Source organism: Rheinheimera sp. F8 (assembly GCF_001518915.1).
In genome coordinates, this window is the sequence record NZ_CP013656.1 from 3,005,120 (window position 1) to 3,030,613 (window position 25,494).

The window sequence follows — 25,494 nt, forward strand, 5'->3', positions numbered from 1 at the left end:
TAGGGAATTTATAAAAATATGATTGAGATCCGTCAGTTGGCTAAAGCTTTTGCTCTGGAAAAAGGCCAGAAACTCAGCGAAGCCGAATTACAGGATGTGCGTTACACCGGACGCAGTTTTTGTTCAGTCCGGGATGTCAGTTTTAATTGCGATAACGGTGAAGTCATTGGCCTGCTTGGGCCCAATGGTGCCGGAAAGACCACCACGCTGCGCATGTTATCCACTGCGTTAAAACCGGATGCCGGTGCCATTTTGATGGATGGTAAAGATGTGCTGAGCGACCCTTTATTGGCGCGCCGTCGCATTGGTTTTTTGTCCAGCAGCACCGGGTTATATGGCCGTCTGACAGCTTTTGAAAACGTCGCATATTTTGCCCGTCTGCACGGCATGACCGAAGTAGCCTTGCGTCAGCGTATCGACGAGTTGTTTACGCTATTGGATATGCATAGCTTTGCCAGTCGCCGCGCGGAACAAATGTCTTCCGGCATGAAACAAAAAACCGCCATTGCCCGCGCTGTGGTGCATTCGCCGGCATTAGTGGTGCTGGATGAACCGACCACTGGCCTCGATATTATGACCACCCAAACGGTACTGGATTTTATCCGGTCGTTAAAAATGGCCGGCACGCCGGTGATTTTCTCGACGCATCACTTAGATGAAGTCAGCAGTCTGTGTGACCGCGTCGTGGTGATTAACCAGGGTGTTAGCGCCTTTAACGGCAGCCTAGCTGAATTCAGCCGATTAAGCCCAAGTGGGGATTTACGTCAGGCTTTTATGTCAGTGATCAAGCAGGAGTCCGTCTGATGTGGCAAGTGTATCTGAAAGAACTGTTAGAGCTGAGTCGGGATCGCAAAACCTTAATGTTTGTGATCCTGTTACCGATCCTGATTTTCCCGGTGATTTTTGGCCTGCTCGGGCTGGTGGCGGCCAATGTCACAGCCAGTGCGCAGGCGGAAGAGCACAAATACGTCATTATCAATGCCGACAAAGCGCCGACTTTTGCTGAGCAGCTGTTTTATCACAAGAATTTTAAACAGGTCGCGACAGAATTGACCGAACCTGAAGCGCTGCGTCAGGCGATTCGTGGCGGCCAGTTTGATCTTGCGGTAATCATTCCGGCCGATTTTACTGACGGGTCAACCGAGTTGGTGCAAAGCCAATGGACTGTGATCTATAACACAGCGCCGGTGCTGGATTTAATCGGTAACTATCTCAAAGATGTGGTGAAAGACTATAGCCGGCAGCTGCAGCTGGCTCGGCTTGAGTCTGTAGGCGTTACCGGTAAACAGGTCGATGCGGTATTAGAACCGGTGCAGATCAACAAAGTATCCAGCGCGGAAAATCGCGAAAACCTTGGTGAGAAGCTGGGCGGCTGGATAGCCTATTTGTTGGTGCCGTTGTGTTTTATGGGCTGTTCTTACCCGGCTATTGATATTGGTGCCGGCGAAAAAGAGCGGGGTACGCTGGAGACGTTGCTCATTTGTCCGATCAGTCGCAGCAGCCTGGTATTGGGCAAATTTTTGACTGTGCTGACGACCGGGTTAGCCACGGCGCTGATTACGGTATTGAGCTTTGGTGGCTGGGGATATCTGATAGGGTCGCTGGCTGGCGTTGATGTGGTCGCTAAGGCGATGTCTGCACTTGGTTTCACTGATTTGATGTTGATCCTCGCGATGTTGATCCCGCTGACGATGATTTTCGCCAGTGCTTTATTGTCGTTGTCGATTTATGCCCGCAGTTTTAAAGAAGCGCAAAATTACATTGGTCCGATGAGTATCCTGGTGTTTGTACCGCTGGCGCTGGCACTGCTGCCAGGCGTTGAACTGAACTGGAAAACGGCATTGATCCCGATGACCAATATCTCGTTGTGTATCAAAGAGCTGGTGAAAGGTACCATTGATATGGGGATTTTATCTCTGGTGATCGCCTCGACAGTGCTACTGGCCGGGATACTGATTGCATTTTGTGTCAGCTGGTTTCAGCGTGAGAAGGTGTTATTCCGATGATAAATTCAATGCTGACAACCAATCCGTATGGTGCCACTGTATTGGCTGGCGGCAGCCTCCAGACTGCCGGCATCAGTGTCGATACGTTTGCACAATGGCTGAACTACGAATTAGCGCCGCTGGCTGACAGTTATAAGCTGTGCTGGCTGACATTTAACGCTGCAGAAACCGGTTTTATCGCTCCGGCGCTGCAACATGGTTTTGTCTATCACCATGTGCAGGGCACGGACATCACTTTGGTAAAGAGGCTGCAGCCTGAGGCCTATTTGCCATTGGCGGCCACCCACAGTATTGGCGTTGGCGCTGCAGTATTTAACCATCTTGGCCAGATCTTACTGGTACGTGAATGGCCGTTGCCTGGCAAAAAGCCGGCTTATTTTAAATTGCCCGGCGGTATGGTGGAAACGCAGGAACATTTTGTTGAGGCGCTGCAACGGGAAGTGCTGGAAGAAACCGGGGTCGTGGCAATTTTTCAGGGCTGGTTTGCGATGCGCCACCACCATCAGGGCCAGTTTGGTGCATCCAATCTGTACCTGGTAGCGAAACTTAGCAGTCAACAAACCGATGTGAGTGCAGATCTGCGCGAAATTGCGGAAGCGGCCTGGTTTGACCCACAGGCATTTTTGGCAGATCCGCTGGCCCACCCGTATAACAAGCTGTTAGTGCAGGGCGCGCTTGAAAGTCCGATCTGGACGGCTCGGGAATTGCCGCAGTATCAGGCCGGCCCGTTGGGTTTTGAGCTGTTTCAGGGTATTTAAAAATAGATCTTGTTAAGATCCAGAGGCTTAGTAACTTCTGCAGATTTTTGCTTGAAAAATGAACAGCGCTTAGGCAGGATTTGATATCCCTACAGCCAACAGGAGTCGGGCCAATGACCTCTGAGTTCGTCAAGAAAATCCATCTGGAAACTGCACAGCGCTATCAGGCGCAAGGCTATAACCGGGACGCGTTAATCTCGCATTTTCGCAAAGTGGCACTGGACGCCGATGAAATCAATGAGCTGTTAGACGCGCTGGAACAGCAACCCTGGGCTGAACAGCCATTTCGGGCCCGCAGATAAATCACTCAATGCGTTGGCCGGCAAGGGCTGGCGCCATCAATAGGCCATAAAAAAACCGCCATTTTGGCGGTTTTTTACTCATGTCAGTCAAAACAACTTAGAGTCGGTTAGCCCACAAATCATATTCGTCGGCAGCTTCAACAACTGCTTTCACCACGTCACCGGGTTTCAGCGTTGTTTCGCCATTTAAATAGACGGCACCGTCAATTTCAGGGGCGTCAGCGAAACTGCGGCCAATGGCGCCTTCGTCATCGACTTCATCAATCAGCACTTCGATAGTACGGCCGATTTTCGCTTGCAGTCGCGCAGCACTGATTTTTTGCTGCGTTGCCATAAAGCGGTGATAACGGTCTTCTTTGATTTCTTCCGGCACCGGATCCGGTAATTCATTGGCTTTAGCGCCTTCGACCGGGCTGTATTTAAAACAACCGACGCGGTCCAGCTGTGCTTGCTCGAGAAAATCCAGTAACTCCTGAAACTCTTCTTCTGTTTCACCCGGAAAACCAACGATAAAAGTAGAACGAATCGTTAGCTCAGGGCAGATCTCGCGCCATTTTTTGATCCGCTCTAACGTCCGCTCAGCCTGACCAGGTCGCTTCATCAGCTTCAGAATGCGTGGGCTGGCGTGTTGAAACGGAATGTCGAGGTAGGGCAGCAGTTTACCCTCGGCCATCAGCGGGATCACATCGTCGACGTGCGGGTATGGATAGACATAATGCAGACGCACCCAAATGCCCATCTCAGACAAGGCTTCACACAACGACTGCATGGAAGTTTTGACCGGCGCGCCATTCCAGAAGCCCGTGCGGTGCTTGACGTCGACGCCATACGCGCTGGTGTCCTGAGAAATCACCAACAGCTCTTTGACGCCGGCATTTTTCAGGCGCTGCGCTTCATCGAGCACTTCACCGATCGGGCGACTGACCAAATCACCGCGCATCGATGGAATAATGCAGAAAGTACAACGGTGGTTGCAGCCTTCGGAAATCTTTAAATAAGCGTAATGTTTTGGCGTCAGCTTGACGCCGGTATCCGGCACCAGCTGCAGGAATGGGTCGTATTTAGGCTTAGGGACAAACTGGTGTACCTGACTCAGCACATTTTCATAGGCGTGTGGCCCGGTGATCCCGAGCACGTTCGGGTGTACCTGACGAATTTCATCTTCCCGGGCACCAAGACAGCCGGTCACAATGACTTTGCCATTTTCTGCCAGCGCTTCACCGATAGTGTCCAGTGATTCCTGAACGGCACTGTCGATAAAACCACAGGTATTGACGATCACGAGTTCAGCGTCGTCGTAGCTTGGGACTATGTTGTAGCCTTCGATTTTGAGCTGCGTCAGGATCCGCTCAGAATCTACCAGGTTCTTGGGACAGCCCAGACTGACAAAACCAACTTTAGGTTGCGACATGTTTCTTTATACCTTGGCGAAAATGGGGCGGTATTTTAAACCAATTCAACCCTGCCTCACCAGCAGCATTTATCAATGACCGGCCAATGTCCGGTAATAAAAGCGCGGAAACAGCACAGTAGCAGTTTAAAATTTAACCGATGAGACAGAATGCAACAAAATCGTTAATTCATGGCACCGTATATGCTTACAGTTTTGCAGTCAAAAATGACTAAGATAAAAATTAGAATCCTTCCTTAAATTCAGAGGTAACCATGTTTAAGAAAATGTTAATGACTATGTTTGGTCTGGCTATTGCCGCGGCTACAGCACTGACCCCTGCACATGCAGGTCTGGTGATCAAACAAGATTTTTGGGGTAAGAATGCTGACAACAGTCTGGTGCTGTTTGGTCAGTTGGTTGTTGACCCAACCCAGGCTGTGCAATGGTCTGGCAGCATCTACAAAGCCTACGGCTGGAGCAGTTTCAAACTGTTTGGTACCGACGTAGCGACACCAGCCCCTCTGTTTGAAGCCGAATTTGATATCGATAATTTGTACGCTGGTTTCAGCTTCCTGACTTTTGACGTCAGCGACCTTAACAATCAATACAATTTCTTTGGCTTTCACGACGTTGCTTTAGATATCGCCTTTTTTGACTTACGCGATGCCAGCAAAGCATACGATGATCCAACTTCTGTGATCTTTACAGACGATACACTCCTGACAAATGGTTCAACAGCAGTCAGCGCACCTGCTTCAGCCGCCTTGTTATTGCTGGGTTTTGCCGGATTGATGCTGCGTCGTCGTCAGGCAGTATAAGCCCGCGCTGGTTAAATCGATTGTCAAAAAAATTTACAAAATAACAAAAATAAAACCGAAGTTAATTGTTAACAAAAAAGCTGTAAAGCTACGTCAACACTACAAATGTAATTAATTGTGAATTTTGGTAGGCGCCAAAGAGTGTCGAAAAAATTGACAATGACTGTTAAATAACGTTGTCAGAGCCGCCGTGAAGATACAGGCAAGGTATGACAACCAAATGACAATTACAGCCGGTGTGACAACTATCAGTTGACTACGGAAAATCCGGAGAACATAAATGAAATATCTGCAATGCTCACGTTTCAGTGTGCTGGCACTTGCTATCGCTGCCGTCTGTCAAACGACCGCTGTTCAGGCTGCTGGTTATGAAGTGAAAATCGACACCAACAAGTTAACAACGCCTGCTGAATCTCAGGCCATCGCGACTTATATCGTGCAACTGGTTGGTAAATCAGGTGTGGAAAAAGCAGCTGATTTGGGTCAGCTGACACCAAATAATGCACCGTCAGGTAAAGCGCTGAATCTGTATGACAGTGCCAATCCGCAAATCGTTGCTTACAACGCTGGTTTAAAACAACTGCAGGAAAAACTGGCAAATCAATACAGCAATACCGGACTGATTTATTCTTATACCCACACCTTCAACGGTTTTTCTGCCCGCATGTCAGCAGAACAGGCATCGCAACTGCGGATGCACCCGGAAGTGGTTGGGGTTTGGGAAGATAAACCTGAACAAGTCACCACATCACGCACGCCGGCATTGCTCGGTCTGACCGGTGCTGATGGCCAGCACACGCTGGGTATCAAAGGTGAAGACATTATCGTAGGTATCGTCGATACCGGTATTTCTCCTGCGAATCCAAGTTTTGCCGACGATGGTTCATACGCACCATTAGCCCGCTTCAAAGGCACTTGTGATAAAGGTCAGGACGCTGATTTCGCCTGTAACAACAAACTGATTGGTGCGCGTTATTTCAAAGATTCTTTCCAGTCAGTGTATGCGATTCAACCTGGTGAATTTATTTCTCCACGTGATGCCGACAGTCACGGCAGTCACACCGCCAGTACCGCAGCGGGTAATGCCAATGTTGCAGCCTCTATCGGTGGACAGAGCTATGGCAATATCACCGGTATTGCGCCGCGTGCCCGTGTAGCTGTTTATAAAGCCTGTTGGAACAGTGATTATGTGTCACCAGCCGGCGTGCAGGAACGTGGTTGTTTCTATGGTGATACCATGGCCGCCATTGATGCTGCTGTGGCGGACGGCGTGGACGTCATCAACTACTCAATCGGCGGCAGCCGTACCGACCTGACTACCATTTCAGTCGCGGCAAAACTGCGTGCAACTCAGGCTGGTGTTTTAGTGTCAGTTTCTGCAGGTAACGACGGTGGTAATAACGCGATTGAAACTGTTGGTACTCCGGCACCGTGGGTTGTCAGCGTTGCGGCTTCGGGCTTCACTGTCAATTCAATCGGGGTCAATAGTGGCCTGCCAGTGAACAAACAAACGGCCATCGAAGGCACAGTGACCAAGCCATTAAGTGTGTCTGGCGCTGTTACTGGTAACGTAGTGGTTGCGCAGCCTGCGCTGGGTTGTACTGCGCTGACTAATGCGGCTGATGTCGCCGGCAAAGTAGTGTTGATCCAACGTGGTACCTGTGGTTTCGCCGATAAAGTACTGAACGCACAAAACGCCGGTGCAACAGCGATACTGGCGTATAACAACGCAGCCGGAAATCCAATTGCGATGGGTGGCTCTGTGGTAGGCGGCGCGCAAATTCCGGGTGTGATGGTCAGCCTGGCGGACGGTACCAATATCGTTAATGCCATCAACGGCGGCGCTGTCGTTAACATCACGATGGATCCAAACTTTGTCAATAATGCAATGGCTGACTTCTCGTCAAAAGGTCCAAATAAGGCATCTTATGACATTCTGAAGCCGGATATCACGGCGCCGGGCGTCAACGTCCTGGCTGCTGGGACGCCAACAACGTTTACCAAGCCAAAAGGCAATGATTTTACCTTTATGTCCGGTACTTCAATGTCGAGCCCGCACATTGCCGGTATGGCCGCGTTGTTGATTGAACAGCATCCGGACTGGACGCCTGCCATGGTGAAATCAGCGTTGATGACTACTGCGCATCAAAGCGTAACTAAAGCCAGCTCGTCTGTATTAGCCGACCCGTTTGATTTTGGTGCCGGCCACGCTGCTCCGGTGAAAGCGATGGACCCGGGACTGGTGTATGACGCCAGTGCACTGGATTATTACGCGTTCCTGTGTGGTATTGGTAATACAGCATTTGTGAAGAGCGCTTCAGGCTATGACTGTGCGGCATATGTAGCTGCCGGTTATCCGACCGATGCTACTCAGCTTAACTACCCGTCAATTTCAGTATCACAGCTGAAAGCGGCTAAAACAGTGGTCCGTGTTGTCACCAACGTGGGTGGCAGCAATGCCAACTATCGCCCAGTGATTCAGGCTCCAGCCGGTGTTGACGTTGTATTTAAAACGTTAAATGCAGCGGGTCAGCTGGTAGAAGCCAGCAGTATAGACGTGCCGGCAAATGGCCAGGCGGTATACGCCCTGACCTTAACACCAAACGCCAGCGCGGTTGTGAATAAGTGGGCATTCGGTAGCCTGACGCTGACTGACGGCGTGCACAATGTGCGTAGTCCGCTGGTCGTTAAACCAATGGAGCCAGATGCGATCATTGCACCAGGTTCGTTAACTACGCAGGTCGCTGCAGCGTCAGGCCGTGTGTCTTTCACTGCTGACATGTCTTATTCAGGTGTGACTTCAGGCAAGCTGTATGGTCTGTCGCAGGCATTTGGCACTTCGGGTACGATCAAACAAGATCCGGATAAGACATTCGCCTTTAACGAAGCGAACTTAGGCACACACATTCTGACGGTTCCGGCCGGTACTCAGGTTGCACGTTTCTCATTGCGTAATGCTCTGACAAATCTCGCTGCGCCAGATCTGGATCTGTACGTTTATCGCTGTGTGGCATGGAGCTGTTCAAGTGTTGCGGTCTCACAAAATGCCGAAGCCAACGAAGACATCGTGTTGCGTAACCCTGCCGCTGCCAATAACTCAGCGAATGGTGACGTCTACATTGTCTGGGTTCACCCACGTGACCTCAAAGGTTCGGCAAACGTGAATTACACGCTGGCGTACTGGGTTGTTGATAAAGCAAATACAGCGACCAGCACGTTAACTGCCAGCACCCGTGCAGTGAAAGGTCGTCCAAACGTGATCACTGTCTCTACCAAAAAACTGGTAGCTGGTGCATTACCTTACATGGGTGTCGTGACACTGCATGATGCAAAAGGTACTGCCCGCACTTCAACCTTACTGGAAGTATTTGCCAAGTAAGATTGAGTAAGAAATCTCCGGCGTTTTCAGATAGACGCTGACATCAAATCCCCCGGTTTTGCCGGGGGATTTTTTTTGTGCAGAAAACGACCGGGTTCTCGGCGTAATCTTGCTATTTGTTTGTTGCCGCTTGACTTCAAATTATTTCAAACGTACATTTCAAACAGATGTTTAAATTCGTTACTGATAAGACCAGTTTCTGGTTTTTGCTGAGATCTGAAGACTGCTTATGAGCAATAAACAAAGCACACAATTGAAAATTCTGGAAGCCGCTGAGCAGCTCTTTGCTGAAACCGGCTTTAGTGCGACTTCGCTGCGGCAGATCACCAGTCGGGCGGAGGTAAATCTGGCGTCAGTCAATTACCATTTTGGCTCGAAAAAAGAACTGATCCAGGCAGTGCTGCAACGTTATCTCGCAGTGCTGATGCCGCGGCTGGATCAGGAATTCAATCGTTTACTGGCCGCGCAGCAGCCGAATCAACTGACTACAGTGCTGTCGGTGTTTGTTGAACCTTTGCTTGAACTCGGTCAGGTTCACCCGCAAGGTACCAGTACATTCTTACAGTTACTGGGCCGTGGTTATACTGACGTACAGGGCCACTTGCGCTGGTTTTTTAATCATCATTATGGCCGTACGCTCGACAAATTTGTGCTGCTGGTGCAGCAAAGCTGCCCGGCGCTGCCAGCCAGTGAAATCTTCTGGCGGTTGCACTTTTCGCTCGGCACCATCGTATTCACGATGGCATCGAATGTGGCGTTAAAAGATATCGCCGCAGCTGATTTTAACGAAACCGTCGAAATTGACGGCGTGATCCAGCGTTTAATTCCATATCTGGCGGCCGGTATTGCCGCGTCGTCAGCGGCATAGATTCTTAAGACTTTGATAAATAATAACTGTTAACCCTGCAGACCTGAGGAACACTTTATGTTGATTTTATTTGTGCTCATCGTTGCCCTGGCAGTGGTGTTAGGTGTAACCGATATCCGGCGTAACCTGATCACCAAGCCAGTCTTTGCTATTTTCAAAAAAATTCTGCCGCCATTGTCGGACACTGAGCGCGAAGCGATGGAAGCAGGGGACGTCTGGTGGGATGGTGAACTGTTTAAAGGCAAACCGGACTGGCAGAAACTGCATCAGATCCCAAAACCACAGTTGAGCGCAGAAGAGCAGTCGTTCCTCGATAACGAAGTCGAAACCCTGCTGAAAATGCTGGATGACTACAAAATCGTGCAGGAACAACGTGATCTGCCAACAGACGTGTGGAACTACATCAAAGCGAATGGCTTCTTCGCGATGATTATCCCGAAAGCCTACGGTGGTCGTGAGTTTTCGGCGATTGCCAATTCAACCATCGTTTCACGCATTGCGACGCGTAGTTTAACTGCTGCTGTTACCGTGATGGTGCCAAACTCGTTAGGCCCGGGCGAACTGCTGATGCATTACGGCACCCAAGAGCAAAAAGACCGCTGGTTACCGGGCCTCGCAGCCGGTAAAGAAGTGCCATGTTTTGCTTTAACCGGCCCGGAAGCGGGTTCAGATGCCGGTGGTATCCCGGACAATGGTGTCGTCTGCAAAGGCCAGTTTGAAGGTAAAGAAGTCATCGGGATCCGGCTGAACTGGGACAAGCGTTACATCACGCTGGCACCGGTCGCCAGTGTGCTGGGTCTGGCGTTTAAGCTGTATGACCCGGAGAATCTGCTCGGTGATAAAGAAGATATCGGTATCACTTGTGCACTTATTCCTACTTCGCATGAAGGCGTGTTGATTGGCGACCGCCACTTCCCGATGAACATGGCGTTTATGAACGGGACTACTTACGGCAAAGACGTGTTTATTCCGCTGGATTGGGTCATTGGTGGCCCGGCTTATGTCGGTCGCGGCTGGCGTATGCTGGTGGAATGTCTGTCGGCGGGCCGGGGTATTTCGCTGCCGGCTCTGGGTACTGCAACAGGCCACCTGGCCACGCGGATGACCGGGGCTTATGCGTATGTGCGTCAGCAATTTGGTTTGTCGATTGGTAAGTTCGAAGGGGTGCAGGAGTCATTAGGCCGTATTGGTGGCCTGACTTATAGCTTAGAAGCGATGCGGGTGATGACGGCCGGTGCTATCGATCTGAAGTTAAGTCCGTCAGTGGTGACCGCCATTGCCAAGTATCACATGACTGAAATGTCGCGTACTCTGCTGAACGATTCCTTTGACATCCATGCCGGCCGCGCTATTCAATGTGGTCCGAAAAACTACCTGGCACATGGCTATATGGGCGTGCCGATCTCGATCACCGTTGAAGGCGCCAACATTCTGACCCGTAACCTGATGATCTTTGGTCAGGGCGCGACCCGGTGCCACCCGTACGTATTAAAAGAGCTGGAAGCTGCTGCCAATCCGGACGCTGAAGCGGGTCTGAAGCAATTCGACGAGTTGTTACTGAAACACGTTGGCTTTGCAATGGGGAACACGTTCGGCGCCTTATTTCAGGGCCTGACCGGTGGGTTGTTAAACAGCTCGCCAGTTGGCGGTGAAACTGCGCAGTACTACAAACAACTGACACGGATGAGTAATGGTCTGGCACTCGCTGCTGACATCTCGATGCTGATGCTTGGCGGTGATTTAAAACGCAAAGAGATGCTGTCAGCCCGTTTAGGTGATGTGCTGAGTCACTTATATATTGCATCTGCAGTGCTGAAATTCTATGAAGACAATGGCCGTCAGGTTGCCGATCTGCCGTTCGTGCATTACAGCGTACAACGCAATCTGTATGAGATCGGACGTGCTTTTGCCGGTTTCTTCAGTAACTTCCCGAACCGTCTGGTTGGCAAGTTGTTAAAAGGTCTGGTGTTCCCATTTGGTATTAACTATCAGCTGCCAGATGATGAAATGGCGATGCAAATCTCTGATGCGCTGCTAAAACCAAGCGTGATCCGTGACCGTCTGACGCACTTGTGTTATTTAGGCGAAGGCGAAAACGATCCGACCGGCTCGATGGAACAAGCCTTCCTGGCAGTCCATGCAGCACAACCGCTGATGAAGAAAATTTTCCAGGCGCAAAAAGATGGCAAAATTGCGCGTAAATTACCACTGGACGTGACTATCAACAAAGCTGCTGAAGCTGGTGTGTTAAGTGCGGAAGAGGTAACACAACTGGAGCAAATGAATAAACTGCGTTTTGCTGCCATCAGTGTTGACAGCTTTAAGCCCGGCGATTTGGAAAGTCGCGCCCTGCAAGCCTGATCACCAAATAATCGATAGAAAAACCCCAGTGTGCTTCCGCACTCTGGGGTTTTTGTTTATGCCGCTGCAGACGCAGACCATAGCCTTCTGTTGACCTATCGGGTAAAGTAAATGCCCATTTCTGCATATAACTTCAAGAGATAAAACGCCGCATGTTTGGATCTGTCATGCTGGACCTGCAGGGTCCGGAAATCACTGCTGAAGAAATTGAATTGTTAGACCATCCGGCCGTTGGCGGGGTGATTTATTTTACCCGCAATTATCAGGATAAAGCGCAGCTGCGCGAGTTAGTGCGCCGCACCCGCGCCGCCAGCCGCAACCCATTGTTATTAGCGGTTGACCACGAAGGTGGCCGGGTGCAGCGGTTTCGGCCAGAGTTTACGTTAATTCCGGCAATGGGGCAGATCCTGCCTGGCGCCGGCGGGGATTTGGTCAAAGCGCAGCAATATGCCACCGAGATGGCGTGGCTGATGGCGATGGAAGTACTGACCCAGGATATTGATATTTCGTTTGCCCCTGTTGCGGATGTCTGGGGTGTTTGTGATGTGATCCGGAATCGGGCTTTTTCCGCAGATCCTCAGCAGGTCATCGCCATGGTGCAGGCTTTTGCCAAGGGCATGCACAGCGCCGGCATGAAAACTACCGGCAAACATTTCCCGGGCCATGGCTCGGTGAAAGAAGATTCGCATCTGCAGTTGCCGGTGGATAACCGCAGTCGCGAGGCCATCGAAGCGCTGGATTTATTTATTTTCCGTGAGCTTGCCAAAGCTGGCGCACTTGATGCGGTGATGCCGGCACACGTGGTGTATCCGGCCTTTTGTGACAAAGCTGCAGGTTTCTCAGATTTTTGGCTGCAAACCGTGTTACGCGGTCAGATGCAGTTTGACGGCGTGATCTTCAGTGACGATTTAGGCATGGCCGGTGCGCATCAGGCTGGTAATTATCAGCAACGTGCTGAGGCGGCTTTAGCTGCAGGCTGTGACATGATCCTGGTCTGTAATGACCGTAAAGGCGCGATTGAAGTATTGGATACCTTGCCACAAGCGTTTTGGCAGCATAGCAGTGCGCGTCTTGGCAAACTGAAACATCACAACACCACCACAGAACTACAGCTGGTGCAAAGTCCACGATATCGTGATGCGGTGGAACTGGCGGCGCGTCTGCGTGCTGTTGAACTCACCGGTGGTGTCAGCTCTGCTGGAATTGTTGAACGTACTTAAGGAAGCTTGTGATGATTGAAACCCGGATCCCCGGCCTAAGTTTGCGCCTCGCGACAGCCAATGATGTACCGCAAATTCTGCATTTTATCCGCCAACTGGCGGACTATGAAAAGTTACTTGATATGGTGGTGGCGGACGAAGCGAAACTAACGGCAACCTTGTTTGGCGACAAAGCCTATGCGGAAGTGGTGATCGCCGACTATCAGGGCAAGCCCGCCGGATTTGCCTTGTTTTTCCATAATTATTCGACTTTTTTGGCTAAACCTGGCATTTATCTGGAAGATTTATTTGTCGACCCGGCATTGCGTGGGTTGGGGATCGGGAAAGCATTGATCACCTATCTGGCAACTTTAGCAGTAGAGCGTGATTGTGGGCGTTTAGAATGGGCAGTGCTTGACTGGAATCAACCTGCCATTGATTTTTATCAGTCACTGGGCGCACAAATGCAGCTGGACTGGCGACTGAACCGCGTGAGCGGGACAACGTTGCAGGCCATGGCAGAAATGTTTCCGGGATAGATTTTGCGGTAGTGATGGTGATGCCTGCAACATGCAGCAAAACACACTGTTGAACCTGAGGTGGCAGGGCCAGCCTCACCACCTCAGGTTCATTATTGCACCCTCTGGTTAACCCTTAAAGCCAATCGATTTTGCCAGCGCCATCACCGCTTTTATTTGCGCGCCTTGCTGATTGCCATAGTTGCTGTCGGTATAACCCCACCAATCCCAGCAGCCATTCGGGTTAAAAGGCACCATCGCGCTTTTTTCCGTCTGCGGATACAACACCACCAGGTCATTGGCATCAGCCCATTCATTTAAACCTGTGCCTTTGGCATAGGCATCACCGACAGCACCAGCGTATTGTTTGCAACCATGAAAGCTTATGTGCAAGGTACAGCTGCTGCCATTGGCGCAGCTTTGTGGCACATAGAGATAGCCGGTTTCACCCAAAGACGATGCCGTCTCGCCAGCAAGCTCTTGCTGTTTCAGCGTAACGAGCTGACCAGTGGTTTTATCTGCTTTGGTTTTGAGAGCCGGGTACAGATGTTTGAGCAGGGCGCCGGCAGCATCATAACCACAGGCACCGAGGTAAGGCGCTTCTGACAGCTCACAGCCTGTACCTGTGTTGGTGGTCGGGAAATTGTGACCAAACGCCTTGTCATTGACGTACTGCACTTTGGCGCCCAGTTGCTGATACTGCGTTGCCAGGGCGTCGCTCACCTTGTGATGCACGGTTTTATCTGCAGTGCCGTGCAATAAAAACACCGGGCTGTCTTTGACGTTGCCCAACTGCGCTATAGTGCCGGCGCTGGCTTGTTGCTGCAGCAATGCCGTGGCTTTGGTTAAGTCCGGTGCGCTGCTGTCTTTGTTAAAACAATGCTCGAGCGCAACTTGCAATGAATTCTGCGCACAGCCATAAGGACCGGCCGCGATAATACCGGCGCCAGTCACTTTATCGCTATACGCCAGATGAAACTGATTGGCCATATAACCGCCGGAGGATAAGCCTGAGACAGAAAGCTTCGGCTGCAACTGCAATGTTGGCACTTCACTGGCTATGGCCGGCAGTGCGTGCACCAGCATCAGGCAGCTGGCTGTGAATAAACTTGGTGTAAAAGCGGTTCTGGTTGGCATAGCGGCGATCCTGATTGATGAATAAGGAAATGATGTTGCCATCACATGGGCTTAAGCCGAGCTTGTCGTGCCAGATACAGATCGTCAATAGTGCTTTGGTACAGTCTGTTCTGTGATGGGGCAGATACAGCTATCTGCTTGTCAGTACAAATAAAACTATGGGACTATCAGCATATAACAAAGCGCCTGACCGCAAATCCCCGGCGTGTCAGACCAGCATAGCGGAGTAGTGCATGGGACAAACACAACAACGTGACGAGCGCATTGATCTGTTACGCTTTATAGGCCTCGCCATGGTGATCCTGGCGCATGTTTATCCGCCGATGTGGGTAGCGCAGCTGCGTAATTTTGATGTACCGCTGATGGTGCTGGTATCGGCGTTATCCTTTAGTGCTTCGGTTAAACAAGAAAGTTATGGCCAGTATGTCTGGGCGCGGATCAAACGGCTGGTATTTCCGGTCTGGTTATTTCTGACGGTCTATTTTGCCGTGCAATGGGCATTTGCTTATCCGCATGTGTTGCCTGATGCCAATAAAATTCTGCGGTCTTACACGATGATTGACGGCATCGGATATGTTTGGGTCATTCGCGTATTTTTATTGGTGGCTTTGCTCGCGCCCTTTATTTACCGCTTCCATCAGCGTACGCCACAAAACAGCCAGTATTTCCGTGTGCTGCTGTTGTGGTATCTGGCTTATGAAGTAGCGGTCAATATGGTGCTGCCGGAAATTAGCGGTATCAGCCGGACTATCCTGCGTAATACGTTGTTTGATGCAGTGCCTTTTGCCTTGTTGTTTGCTTTGGGTCTGCGGATCCCGGCGATGACAAAGCCGGAACAGCTGCGTTTTTTCACGCTGTTTAGCGCGGTTTTTGTGCTGTTTGCCAGTTGGTTTTTCTGGCAACAGGGCAGTTTTCAACGCACCCAAAGCTTTAAATATCCGCCGCAACATTATTATCTGGCCTATGCGCTGATGTGCGCCTTTTTACTCTGGTTGCTGGCCGAGCCAGTATTACATGGCCTTCGCCGCAGCAAGTTAATTGGCTTTGTCCTCTTTGCCGGCAGCAACAGTATCTGGATTTATCTGTGGCATATTTTCTTCCTGCAAATTATCGAACAAAGCTGGGGAGAGAAATATCTGCTGGTATTTGCCTGTTCCGCCTTCGTTACCTGGGTTCAGGTCAGTTTGATCCAACGATTTTGGTTACCACGGGTCGCAGATCCAGCCACAAAACGTAACATCAGGGCTTTACTGACGGGTTAGCCGTTTTTTTTTGCTCAGCTGCAGGCCCGTTATTGCGGGCTTTGTTTTGATTGTGATTCGCCGAATGACACAGTAGCCATCGTCGGCGATTTTTCTGTAGCGATAACATTGACAGCTTTGTAGTTGCCATTAATACTGAGGACAAATGAGACATTTGTCTGAGGTGTATGATGGCCATTCCAGTAACTATCGCCGATGACTCGTTGTTGTCGCGCAAGACAGTCCGTAAAGCCTTACCGCCAGAATGGGATATTGAACTGACCGAAGCCTGTAACGGGAAAGAAGCGCTGGCAGCTGTCGCGGCTGGCAAAGCTGAGGTACTGTTTCTTGACCTGACCATGCCGGAGCTGGATGGGTTTGGTGTGCTGCGGGAATTACATGATCATCATGCCAAAACGGTTGTTATCGTGATCAGCGCCGACATTCAGCCCGAAGCGCGCAAGCTGGTCGAATCTTTAGGGGCCTTTCGCTTTTTGCACAAACCCCTGCAAGCCGACCAATTGCGCCAGACACTGGCCGATTTGGGGCTGTTATGAGTTTGCTGCTCAGCGAGTTGCAGCGTGATGCGTTGCAGGAACTGATGAACATCTCGATGGGTCAGGCCGCGAACGCGCTGGCGCGACTCATTGATGCAAAAATCACCTTATCAATTCCAAAAATTGTTGTAGTCGGTGCCACAGAATTTCAGCAGATGTTTTTAACCGACCAGTATTGGTTCACCCGGCAATCCTTTGTTGGCAGCGTCAAAGGCGAAGTTCTGACATTGTTGGCCCGCGCCGGCACCGAAACCATCGGCGGGCTGCTGGACTATGCATTGCCGCTGGATGACCGCAGTAAAGAAGAATTGTTACTGGAGCTGGCCAATATTCTGGCCGGTGCCTGCCTCAGTGGTTTCTCCATGCAGCTGGCGCTGCACGCCAAGCTCAGTATGCCAACGATGTTTAATGCTCAGTTGCGACAGCCCGACAGTTTTCGCTGGTCCAGTACCTTGCTGCTGGAAGTGGAATTTCAGCTGGAAGGTACCGCCTTTGATTCGCGGATTGTGATTTGTCTGGAACAGCAGTCCGTTGACGTGCTGGTCGACAAACTTAACACGCTGCTGGAGGACTAAGCCATGGATCTGCCGCACCTGCATTTACAATTGAATAACCGGTTACCACTGGGCATTTGTGTGCTGGATGCGGCGTATCAGCTGTTGTACTGGAATGAGTTTTTCAGTGACCGCACCGGGCTGCCGTTTGCAGAGGTACAAGGCAAAAATCTGCTGGAGCTGTTCCCGCAACAGGCGCGCTATCTGAAGAAAAAAATCGACAGTGTGCTGGTGCTCAATAATGCCAGTTTCTCATATTGGGAACATCAGCCCCATGTGTTTCCGTTCTCGTCCAGCCGGCCTATCACCGGTGAAGAAACGCTGATGTATCAGAATATTGAATTCCTACCGGTTGAATGCGACGACAGCTCGGTGCGTACCGTTTGCCTGGTGGTGCAGGATGTCACAGAGTTAGCGAGTTATTTTCAGGCCGAGCAGCAGTTGTCCGCGCGACTGGAACAGGAAGGTGCCGCGCTGAAGGTTCTCAATGAAAAGCTTTCGATGGCACAAAGTCAGTTATTGCAATCGGAAAAAATGGCCGCGATAGGCCAACTGGCAGCCGGTGTCGCGCATGAGATCAATAACCCGATTGGCTTTATCAGCTCTAATTTGCAGACGTTGCAGGACTATGCGGCGCGTTTGCTGAAGCTGACGGCATTTTACGAAAAGATTGTCAGTAAAACCGGCAATGAGACTTTTCTGGCGCTGCAGCGCGATACCCAGCAACGGCTGCAGTTTGATTTTGTCCGGACCGATTTACCGGAACTATTAAGCGAATCGATTGACGGGATCGATCGGGTCGCAGAGATTGTCAAAAATCTCAAAGCGTTCTCGCATGTCGATAATGCGCAGTGGCAACCGGCAAATTTAGTCGAGGGTCTGGAAAGTACGCTGAAAATCGCCGCTAACCAGTTGAAATATCACGTTGAGATCCACCGGGATTATGCCGCAGATCTACCGGACGTGTATTGCCAGCCGAATCAGATTAATCAGGTGCTACTGAACCTGCTGGTGAATGCGGCACAAGCGATGGACCACAAAGGGCACTTGTATCTGCGCGCCTGGCAGCAGGAACAGTCGGTGTGTATCGAAGTACGTGATTCTGGGCCCGGCATTGCGCCTGAACATATGAGCCGTTTGTTCGAACCCTTTTTCACGACTAAAGCGGTGGGCAGCGGTACCGGACTTGGTTTGTCGTTATCCTACAGTATTGTGAAAAAACATCAGGGCAACATTGAGGTGCAGTCGCCACCGGGTGAGGGTGCCAGTTTTATCGTCTGTCTGCCAATTGCCGGCCCGGCAGACGCCAGCCAAACACTCTGAACGACAGATCCCCGCCAATTCAATTCAATTCCGCCTGTTGCAGCACCTTGATTAGTTGCCCGAGGCTATCCGTGGCAGCACCAGTGTTTTTCAACAACTGTTCCGCCTGCAGCGCCAAAGCACTGACCTCCATCAGGCCAAAACAGGCACTGGTGCCTTTAATCTGATGCAGCAGCCGGCGCAGGGCCTGCTGATCGTTCGCTGCGGCCAACTGGCGGATACGCCCGGCATATTCGGGCAGGGTTTGGCGGTATTCCAGTAACAATTCGTCTTCTGGTGGTGCAGTGGGTTCCGACTGTTGCCCGGTGTCTGGCTGTGAAGAGACCACAAGCTTACCTTCACCGGCCTGCAGCCGGGCAATCGCCTGCAGCAGTTGCTGCTTACTGAAAGGTTTGGTCATGGTCAGATTAAACAGCGCAGACAGCTGCTTATCTGCATCTTCAAATACATCGGCACTGAGCGATAAAATGGGACCCACATAACCCTGATCGCGGATTTGTCTGGCGGCAGAGAATCCATCCAGTTCAGGCATCTGTTGGTCCATGATAATCAAATCAAAAGCCTGCTGCTGACATTGTGCTACGGCCGCCAGACCGTCTGCTGCGAAGCTCAGTTGTAGTGGTTGTAGCTCCAGATAGGATGCGATCAAGGCGCGGATATCAGCGACGTCATCAACAACTAAGATATGCGCTGGTTGCAAGCTGATCGTTGGAACGCTGACGACGGGTTCTGTCGGACTGGTCGTTTCGGCATAACTCAGCAGATGCGCCGGGATCAGCAGAGAAAACTCAGAACCTTGGCCAATATTGCTGTTAACCCCGATGGTCATTTGCATGGCCTCAGCCAATTGCTGACTGATATACAGACCAAGCCCGCTGCCACCAAAATGCCGGCTGGTACTGCTATCCGCCTGAGCGAAGGCTTTAAACAGCTGTGGCAACTGTGCCGGGCTGATGCCGATGCCCTGATCAATGACAGAGATTTTCAATTGGTTGTCGGTCTGCTGCGATATTTCCAGCCGGATCTGCCCCTGCGCCGTGAACTTAATCGCATTACTGAGCAGATTCAGCAAAATTTGCCGTAGCCGGAACGGATCGGCCGTCAGGTGTAATCCGGCTGGCGTATGATTCAGCACGTCCAGGGTCAGGCCTTTTTGGCTGGCTAAAGTACCGACATTGTCGATCACGGACTGAATAAATGCAGCGAGTGGTACCGAGTGTAACTCCAGGCTCATTTTGCCTTCGTCAATTTTTGCCGTGTCGAGGATATCGTCGACCAGCCGTTGTAAATGTTCGGTATTTTGTTGGATCCGGCTGACCAGCGCCGCCTCAGCGCCGCTGGTTTTGGCCATCAGTTGCTCAGAAAATCCTTTAATCACAGTGATTGGTGTGCGGATCTCATGACTCATATTGGCGAGAAACCGGGTTTTAATCGCAGCGAGCTGTGTGGCGCGATCGCGTTCATGCTGCAGCTCTTCGGTACGATGACTGACGCGCTGTTCCAATTCGTTATTCAGCGTGACGATCTGCTGCATCGACTGATACAGACCACGCCGTGAAGCTCTGACGCGATGTTGCATATCATTGATGGTGACCGCCAGAGTGTCAATTTCGGTGGCAGACTGGTGAAATAATGGCCGCGGTTGTGGCGGATCGTCCGGCTGCCAACTTGAAGCATTACGTGCCAGTTGTTCGAGGGCGGTGGTATAGCGACTGACAAATGCCCGTGACAGGGCCGTGATGGTCTCAAGTAACAGCATCGCAGCAAGCATCGATATCGCCAGAAATAAATGGTATCGCTGAATAAAACTGTCGGTATCGATAAAGTATTTTAATTGCCACTGCCCAGGCGCCACATCGTGGTTGAGCAGCAAATGCGCAGCGTTCTGTGTCAGCGTAATGGGGCCAAAACTATTAAACCAGCTGTAACGCAAATACTTGCGTTGGTCCGGATCGGATTGAGAACTGACCGACCAGATTTGACCAAGCGGCCGCTCATCTGCGGTGCCCCAGATTTTTTTTTGCTGATGATCTAACAACACCCGGTGTGAGATATCGAGATCAGTCGGCGAGATTGCTCTTGTCAGCTCGGACAGATCTACCGACACTTCCAGCACGCCGCTAAATGCGTTTGTGGCGTCGGTCAGCGGCGTACTGACCGCAAACAATTGATCCTGCCCCAGGTTACGACCAAGAAAAGTATCACTGATATAGGGCAAACCGGTGCGGCGAGGCTCGGTGAAATAGCTGCGGTCCGCCACACTGCTGCCAGGTTTTGCGGTCTCTGGCAGGTTCGCTTTATAAAAATGCTGTACTTTGCCTTGTGCATCGGTAACCAGCGCAGAGCTGAATTCCGCCCGTTGCGCAGTTAAGGCGGGTAACAACGCCGCTGGACTGACAATATCCAACATCTTGCCTGCCAGTACCACCTGGGTCAGATAGCCGGTCAGCCGTTGGCTGATTTGTTTAGCCAGCTGTGACTGTTCGTCGCCGTAGCGCCGCAAATAGTGGGACAAGTCCAGTGCTGTCGCGCCGTGCAGTACCAGCGCGATTAACAAAGTTGACGGAATGCTGCTGTACATCGCGACCCGGTGAGACAACAGTTCTGTCAGCGATTGCTGCTGTTGATGAATGGCCGATGGCGTCAGCGAATCGAGGATCAACATCGTGCGCAGGCAAAAGGCAAACACTGCGGTACTGAGGCCAGAATACAGCAGCAAATACAGCGGCTCACTGACAATTTTATCCGGCGCAATCAGACTGTATAAACTGCCACAGCTAACAGCATATAGCGCAATAGCCGCAACGCTGTATTGACGGATGCGCTGGTTAAAACACAGCAAGACCAGCAATTGCAGCACACTGGCGCTTAGCGCCAGATTTTGCCAGAGTGGCAATAACACCAGACCGGCAGCCGGGACCAACCAAAACAATCCGAGACGACGCCAGATTAAAAACAATGCGACATTACCAATGCTAAATGGTACGACAAAAGGTAAGTCGATGATGGTCATATTTGCCAGCGTACCGAGCAGGACCAGCAACAGCCAGTAGCGAACCCGGCGCAGGCTCAGTGCTTTGTGTTGCCTGACCATCAGCGCGTTTCCAACACCGGCAGCCGCAACTGAAAACAACTTCCTGCAGCACTGGTATGCGCCAATATCAGGCTGCCGCCATGTTGTTCGACAATAGCGCGCGATAGTGACAGTCCCAGCCCGGTGCCTTGTCCAACTGGTTTTGTAGTGAAAAATGGTTCAAAAATATGCGCTTGCGCACTGGCTGTAATGCCACAACCGTTGTCTTGTAACTCCAGCACCCAGTGGCCATCGGCGGCTTGCAGACGCAAATCAATTTGACCTTTACCGGTGCTGACCGCCTGATTGGCATTGATCAGCAGATTAAGCAGCACCTGACCGAGTTGCGTGGCGTTACCGCGCAATAACGCTGGTTCAGCAGGTAAATGCAGCTGGATGCGGGCATTATGTTTGACCTGGGTTTGGGCGATGCGGATGCTGTCTTTGAGCAGGTTGCAAAAGTCGAGATCATGCTGGGTTTTTTCGTCCGGATGCGAAAACGTGCGCAGATTATTGATGATGTCTCGTGAGCGTCTGGCGCCTTCGAGCGATTCATCGATCAGGTCCTGACTTTCTTGCCGCAGGTAGTCCAGCTGCAGGCTGTCACAAAGCGTTTTCAGCTCCGGATGTTGCTGTGTGCTTTGCACAATAAATTGATCATACTGCTGCAAATAGTGACGCAAAGTATTGAGATTGCAGTAAATAAATCCAAGCGGATTATTCAGTTCGTGTGCCACTCCGGCGGCCAGTTGGCCGATGGCAGCCATTTTTTCCTGCCGCAACAGGCTTTGTTCGATCCGGTGTTGTTGCGCCCGTAAGTCGTCACGCTCTTGCACTAATTTGCGTTTTTCGATTTGCGATAAAGTGCTGGCTATAAAACTGCTGAATGAACGCAAAACACCAGCGCTATTTGCGGAAAATGCGCCGATTTTCTTCGATAACAGTAATAACACGAACGACGACTGTGCTGTCTGCAGCGGAAAGGTTAACGCCGACAGATAACCGTCAGTAAAGCCAGCCAGTGCTTGTTGCCACCAGTCGAGCATCGGTAAATTAAATAAATTTAAATCACTGTGAAATAACGGTGTGAGTGCGGCAGCGTCAGGCAAAAGTTGGGCGTTTAATAGCGGCTGCGACGCCAACAGCTGCAATTGCGGTGTGTCACTTGATCGCTGCAAAATACAAATGGCATCATAATCAATCACCTTGATAATGCCTTCGAACAGCTTACTAAACAGCTCTTCATGATGCTCGGACGATAAAATGGCATCCAGGCCATGACTCAGCAGTTCGTTCAGATGTCTGAATTGTTCAAGCTGCTGCTTTTCATAGGTCAGCTGCAGTATTTTTTCCTGCCATTGTTCCTGATTTGTCATACCGCATCCTTCATTTAGCCTGGCCGAACAGCACTGCAGAAATCATCAGATTGCCATGGCGGTTAAAGCCATCAGCAAAGCAACCTTGTTCGCCATAAGTAAACGCCACCAGATAGGGCAGGCCCGGCAGGCTGTTGGTCAGCGACTGCTGGACCTGGTGAATTTCGTCGCGTACCGCCAGCATACAGCCGGCGCAATAAACAATCAGTGCAGCGGCGGGTGCCGTATCATGCCGCAACCGCAGGTTATTGGCCGCGACCTGGACCACATGCGCGGCACGACGCACCAATTGGTCTTTGGACCCATGCATCAGTGATATCTGATCGCCACACTGCAACTCGGCCAGCAGTCGGATGCTGCCATCGTCGCCAACATTGGTCGGCAAACTCAGCAGGGAAAATGGCACGTCGCGGGCGGTCAACTGACGGCCAATCGGATGAAAAGTACTCTTGCTCATCACCATGCCGGGTTGCAGCGGCGCTAATCCCGCTTGCTGCAACCAGCTGTTGTAGACCTGCAGCGCAGGTTGTCCGTCGATTTGCATAATATGGCGGCCGCTGACGGCTGTGACTACGCCGCTAAACTCTCCTGTGCTGTAGCCGCTGCTGAAATAGCTGCTGACCGGGACGGTCGGATACAACACCGCAATGACTAACAAATCACTACCTAATGTCTGACCATCATACTGGCACCATTGCCCGCTGACATCATCGTCGGCAGCGCTGCCGCCGAGGATTGGCACCTGATCGCCGACCACTTGCTGAATGCCACTGATAATTTGCTCTTCAAATCCCGGCGCCTGCATACACCAAATTAAGCCTGGCAACTCAGCCGGCCGGTTCGCCATCGCAATAGCGGCCAGCACAGTATCTGCCGCCTGCTGACGGATCTGCCCGCTGATTTGCCGGACGCTGGCGACGCCAAAACTGCCGGATGGATCGGTCAGCGCTAATAAGGTTAACCGCCGATCTGTTGCTGTATCCACGCCAAACGATGAAGCTGCACCGATACAGGAGCTACAGGCGATCCAGTGCGCCGAAAATTGCTGTGGCCGGTCCAGCCCATCAAGCGCCTGCAGACTGGCGACATTACCGGTTGCTATCAGCAGGCTGGCTGCTTCCGGCAGCTGTTGCGTTAGCTCGCGGTGCAACGTCTGTGGATCGGCAGCGTTGACTTGCAACAATCTGAACATCGCTCTTACTCCTCTTCGCTGGTATCGAGTGGTGAGACCATCTCTACCGGGACTAACAGCGTTTCTTTGTGCTTGCTTTCGTAACGTTGCAAACTGTCGATAGTCGCACTGGTCAGCTGCTGTCCTTTTGGCAATAACAGTAAGCGCTTTTTATTGTACAGATTGTGTTTCAGCCGCATGCCGGGCTGCAGTTCAGCAACACTGATGCCATCAGAAAAATGGTCGTCACTGGTCCGCATGCCACTGTGGACCAGGGTGCTAAGTGCAATGACGACTTCCGGATCATACCAGGTGCCAAGATGCCGGCGAATTTGTTCTAACGCCTGTTCGTGGCTGTGAGGTTGCGGATGCAGACGTTGAAACACATAAAGCCAGAAATCACGGGCGACGGCTAGTACACGGGCTGTTAAGCAAATGTCGGTACCGACTTTGTGCTGCGGTTCACCGCTGCCGTTAAATCGTTCATATTGCTGAGCGATAGTGTCGCGAACGGCATGCAGGTGCAGCGCTGGGGCAAGAATGTCCTCGGCGTATTGTGGATGTTGCAAATACTGACTGCGTTCTATCGGGCTCAGTTTATATAGCGGTTGTGATTGTAAGTGGGTAGGCAAGCCCAGTTTGCCGAGCTCAGAAAACAAACCAGCCTGACGCAATTGTTGGCGCTGCTCCCGTGGCAGATTTAGCAGGCGGGCCAACGCCACGCAAGTCTGACTGACATTCAGCGCAAACTCACCGGATAGGGATGGGCTGCTGCTGATAAAGTTGTATAACACTTCCAGCGTGGCTTTCTGGTCTTGCTCCAGTTGCGCCACCATGGCTTTAAGTTGCTGTAAAGTTTTTTTTAGCTGACCAGTGCGGTGTTGCACCAGCTCTTCCAGATTGTGATTCAGCGCCTTTAATTCGACATTCTGCCGGGCCACCTGCGCTGTCAGTTGTTTATTAGCATTGACCAGGCGGAACATCTTCAGGCCTTCGTCGACCAGATCCAGTAGTTCCTGATTTTGCCACGGTTTTTGCACGTATCGATGGATCTTGCCGATGTTGATGGCCTGTACTGTAGAAGCCAGATCAGCATAACCAGTCATCAGAATGCGATAACAATCAGGCTGTAACTGCGCCGCCTGCGCCAGAAACTCAGCGCCATTCATTTGGGGCATGCGCATATCACAGATAATCAACTGGACCCGTTCGGTTTGCATCAGCAGCAATGCCTGCTGACCGCTGCCCGCCAACAACACTCGCACCGGCTGGCCGACAAACAAACGCTGCAGCGACTTCAGAATACCGGGTTCGTCATCGACACAAAGCAGCACGGGTACCGACGGAGCGGAGGTTGTCGCCATAAGCTGTCCTGTAATATCGCATTTGTCGCATTTGTCTTTAAGCTGAAATGTATGCTATACCATGCAGAAGTCAAGTCAGTGGAGCAGGTTTGATTA

20 protein-coding genes are annotated in these 25,494 nt (G+C 51.2%); 14 read left to right on the top strand and 6 right to left on the bottom strand.

Annotation, left to right across the window (positions count from 1 at the left end; all coding sequences use genetic code 11):
* Positions 1–18 precede the first annotated feature (18 nt).
* The 4 genes from ATY27_RS13500 to ATY27_RS13515 all read left to right on the top strand — a co-directional run bounded on the left by ATY27_RS13500 (position 19) and on the right by ATY27_RS13515 (position 3,066).
* Positions 19–804 (top strand): ATP-binding cassette domain-containing protein, encoded by a 786-nt coding sequence (locus ATY27_RS13500; RefSeq protein ID WP_208931152.1) that lies wholly within the window; start codon positions 19–21, stop codon positions 802–804.
* Positions 804–2,006, top strand: coding sequence for an ABC transporter permease (locus ATY27_RS13505; protein WP_208931153.1), 1,203 nt, complete (start codon positions 804–806; stop codon positions 2,004–2,006). The genes ATY27_RS13500 and ATY27_RS13505 overlap by 1 nt, the downstream gene beginning before the upstream one ends.
* Positions 2,003–2,764, top strand: a complete 762-nt coding sequence (locus tag ATY27_RS13510) for an NUDIX domain-containing protein (protein WP_208931154.1) — start codon at positions 2,003–2,005, stop codon at positions 2,762–2,764. Before ATY27_RS13505 ends, ATY27_RS13510 begins: the two co-directional genes overlap by 4 nt.
* A 113-nt stretch (positions 2,765–2,877) precedes the next feature.
* Positions 2,878–3,066 carry a hypothetical protein gene (locus ATY27_RS13515; protein WP_208931155.1) on the top strand — a complete coding sequence of 63 codons (189 nt, stop codon included), beginning with the start codon at positions 2,878–2,880 and terminating at the stop codon, positions 3,064–3,066.
* A gap of 97 nt (positions 3,067–3,163) precedes the next feature.
* Here the strand turns inward: ATY27_RS13515 and rimO are convergent, their stop codons facing one another.
* The gene (gene rimO / locus ATY27_RS13520) at positions 3,164–4,477 is read right to left on the bottom strand and encodes a 30S ribosomal protein S12 methylthiotransferase RimO (RefSeq protein ID WP_208931156.1); all 1,314 of its coding nucleotides are present in this window, start codon (positions 4,475–4,477) and stop codon (positions 3,164–3,166) included.
* A gap of 254 nt (positions 4,478–4,731) precedes the next feature.
* Here rimO and ATY27_RS13525 point away from each other — a divergent pair, with 254 nt between their 5' ends.
* The 6 genes from ATY27_RS13525 (at position 4,732) to ATY27_RS13550 (ending at position 13,623) form a co-directional block, all read left to right on the top strand.
* A complete protein-coding gene (locus ATY27_RS13525) occupies positions 4,732–5,277 on the top strand; it encodes a hypothetical protein (protein WP_208931157.1) in 546 nt (181 codons plus the stop codon).
* 280 nt (positions 5,278–5,557) lie between these two features.
* Positions 5,558–8,656, top strand: coding sequence for a S8 family serine peptidase (locus ATY27_RS13530; RefSeq protein WP_208931158.1), 3,099 nt, complete (start codon positions 5,558–5,560; stop codon positions 8,654–8,656).
* A gap of 229 nt (positions 8,657–8,885) precedes the next feature.
* Positions 8,886–9,524, top strand: coding sequence for a TetR/AcrR family transcriptional regulator (locus ATY27_RS13535; protein ID WP_208931159.1), 639 nt, complete (start codon positions 8,886–8,888; stop codon positions 9,522–9,524).
* 57 nt (positions 9,525–9,581) lie between these two features.
* Positions 9,582–11,885, top strand: coding sequence for an acyl-CoA dehydrogenase (locus ATY27_RS13540; RefSeq protein ID WP_208931160.1), 2,304 nt, complete (start codon positions 9,582–9,584; stop codon positions 11,883–11,885).
* Between the two features lie 152 nt (positions 11,886–12,037).
* Positions 12,038–13,105, top strand: coding sequence for a beta-N-acetylhexosaminidase (nagZ, locus tag ATY27_RS13545; RefSeq protein ID WP_208931161.1), 1,068 nt, complete (start codon positions 12,038–12,040; stop codon positions 13,103–13,105).
* Between the two features lie 11 nt (positions 13,106–13,116).
* Positions 13,117–13,623, top strand: a complete 507-nt coding sequence (locus ATY27_RS13550; protein ID WP_208931162.1) for a GNAT family N-acetyltransferase — start codon at positions 13,117–13,119, stop codon at positions 13,621–13,623.
* Between the two features lie 108 nt (positions 13,624–13,731).
* On the opposite strand, the gene ATY27_RS13555 is transcribed toward ATY27_RS13550, so the two are convergent.
* Positions 13,732–14,739: a PHB depolymerase family esterase gene (locus tag ATY27_RS13555; protein WP_208931163.1), complete on the bottom strand. Its 1,008-nt coding sequence runs from the start codon at positions 14,737–14,739 to the stop codon at positions 13,732–13,734.
* A gap of 233 nt (positions 14,740–14,972) precedes the next feature.
* On the opposite strand from ATY27_RS13555, the gene ATY27_RS13560 reads away from it, so the two are divergent.
* The 4 genes from ATY27_RS13560 to ATY27_RS13575 all read left to right on the top strand — a co-directional run bounded on the left by ATY27_RS13560 (position 14,973) and on the right by ATY27_RS13575 (position 18,414).
* Positions 14,973–16,001 carry an acyltransferase gene (locus ATY27_RS13560; RefSeq protein WP_208931164.1) on the top strand — a complete coding sequence of 343 codons (1,029 nt, stop codon included), beginning with the start codon at positions 14,973–14,975 and terminating at the stop codon, positions 15,999–16,001.
* Positions 16,002–16,168: 167 nt separating this feature from the next.
* Complete coding sequence (locus ATY27_RS13565; RefSeq protein ID WP_244151312.1) at positions 16,169–16,537, top strand: response regulator; 369 nt, start codon at positions 16,169–16,171, stop codon at positions 16,535–16,537.
* A complete protein-coding gene (locus tag ATY27_RS13570; RefSeq protein ID WP_208931165.1) occupies positions 16,534–17,112 on the top strand; it encodes a chemotaxis protein CheC in 579 nt (192 codons plus the stop codon). Before ATY27_RS13565 ends, ATY27_RS13570 begins: the two co-directional genes overlap by 4 nt.
* 3 nt (positions 17,113–17,115) lie before the next feature.
* A complete protein-coding gene (locus tag ATY27_RS13575) occupies positions 17,116–18,414 on the top strand; it encodes an ATP-binding protein (RefSeq protein ID WP_208931166.1) in 1,299 nt (432 codons plus the stop codon).
* A gap of 19 nt (positions 18,415–18,433) precedes the next feature.
* Here the strand turns inward: ATY27_RS13575 and ATY27_RS13580 are convergent, their stop codons facing one another.
* Genes ATY27_RS13580 through ATY27_RS13595 form a run of 4 tightly spaced genes read right to left on the bottom strand, consistent with a single transcriptional unit; the run spans position 18,434 to position 25,398 of the window.
* Positions 18,434–21,508 (bottom strand): ATP-binding protein, encoded by a 3,075-nt coding sequence (locus ATY27_RS13580; RefSeq protein WP_208931167.1) that lies wholly within the window; start codon positions 21,506–21,508, stop codon positions 18,434–18,436.
* Complete coding sequence (locus ATY27_RS13585; RefSeq protein ID WP_208931168.1) at positions 21,508–22,863, bottom strand: ATP-binding protein; 1,356 nt, start codon at positions 22,861–22,863, stop codon at positions 21,508–21,510. Before ATY27_RS13585 ends, ATY27_RS13580 begins: the two co-directional genes overlap by 1 nt.
* 10 nt (positions 22,864–22,873) lie before the next feature.
* On the bottom strand, positions 22,874–24,055 hold the full coding sequence (locus tag ATY27_RS13590) for an FIST N-terminal domain-containing protein (RefSeq protein WP_208931169.1): 1,182 nt from the start codon (positions 24,053–24,055) through the stop codon (positions 22,874–22,876).
* 5 nt (positions 24,056–24,060) lie between these two features.
* Positions 24,061–25,398: an HD domain-containing phosphohydrolase gene (locus ATY27_RS13595; RefSeq protein WP_208931170.1), complete on the bottom strand. Its 1,338-nt coding sequence runs from the start codon at positions 25,396–25,398 to the stop codon at positions 24,061–24,063.
* Between the last annotated feature and the right edge of the window lie 96 nt (positions 25,399–25,494).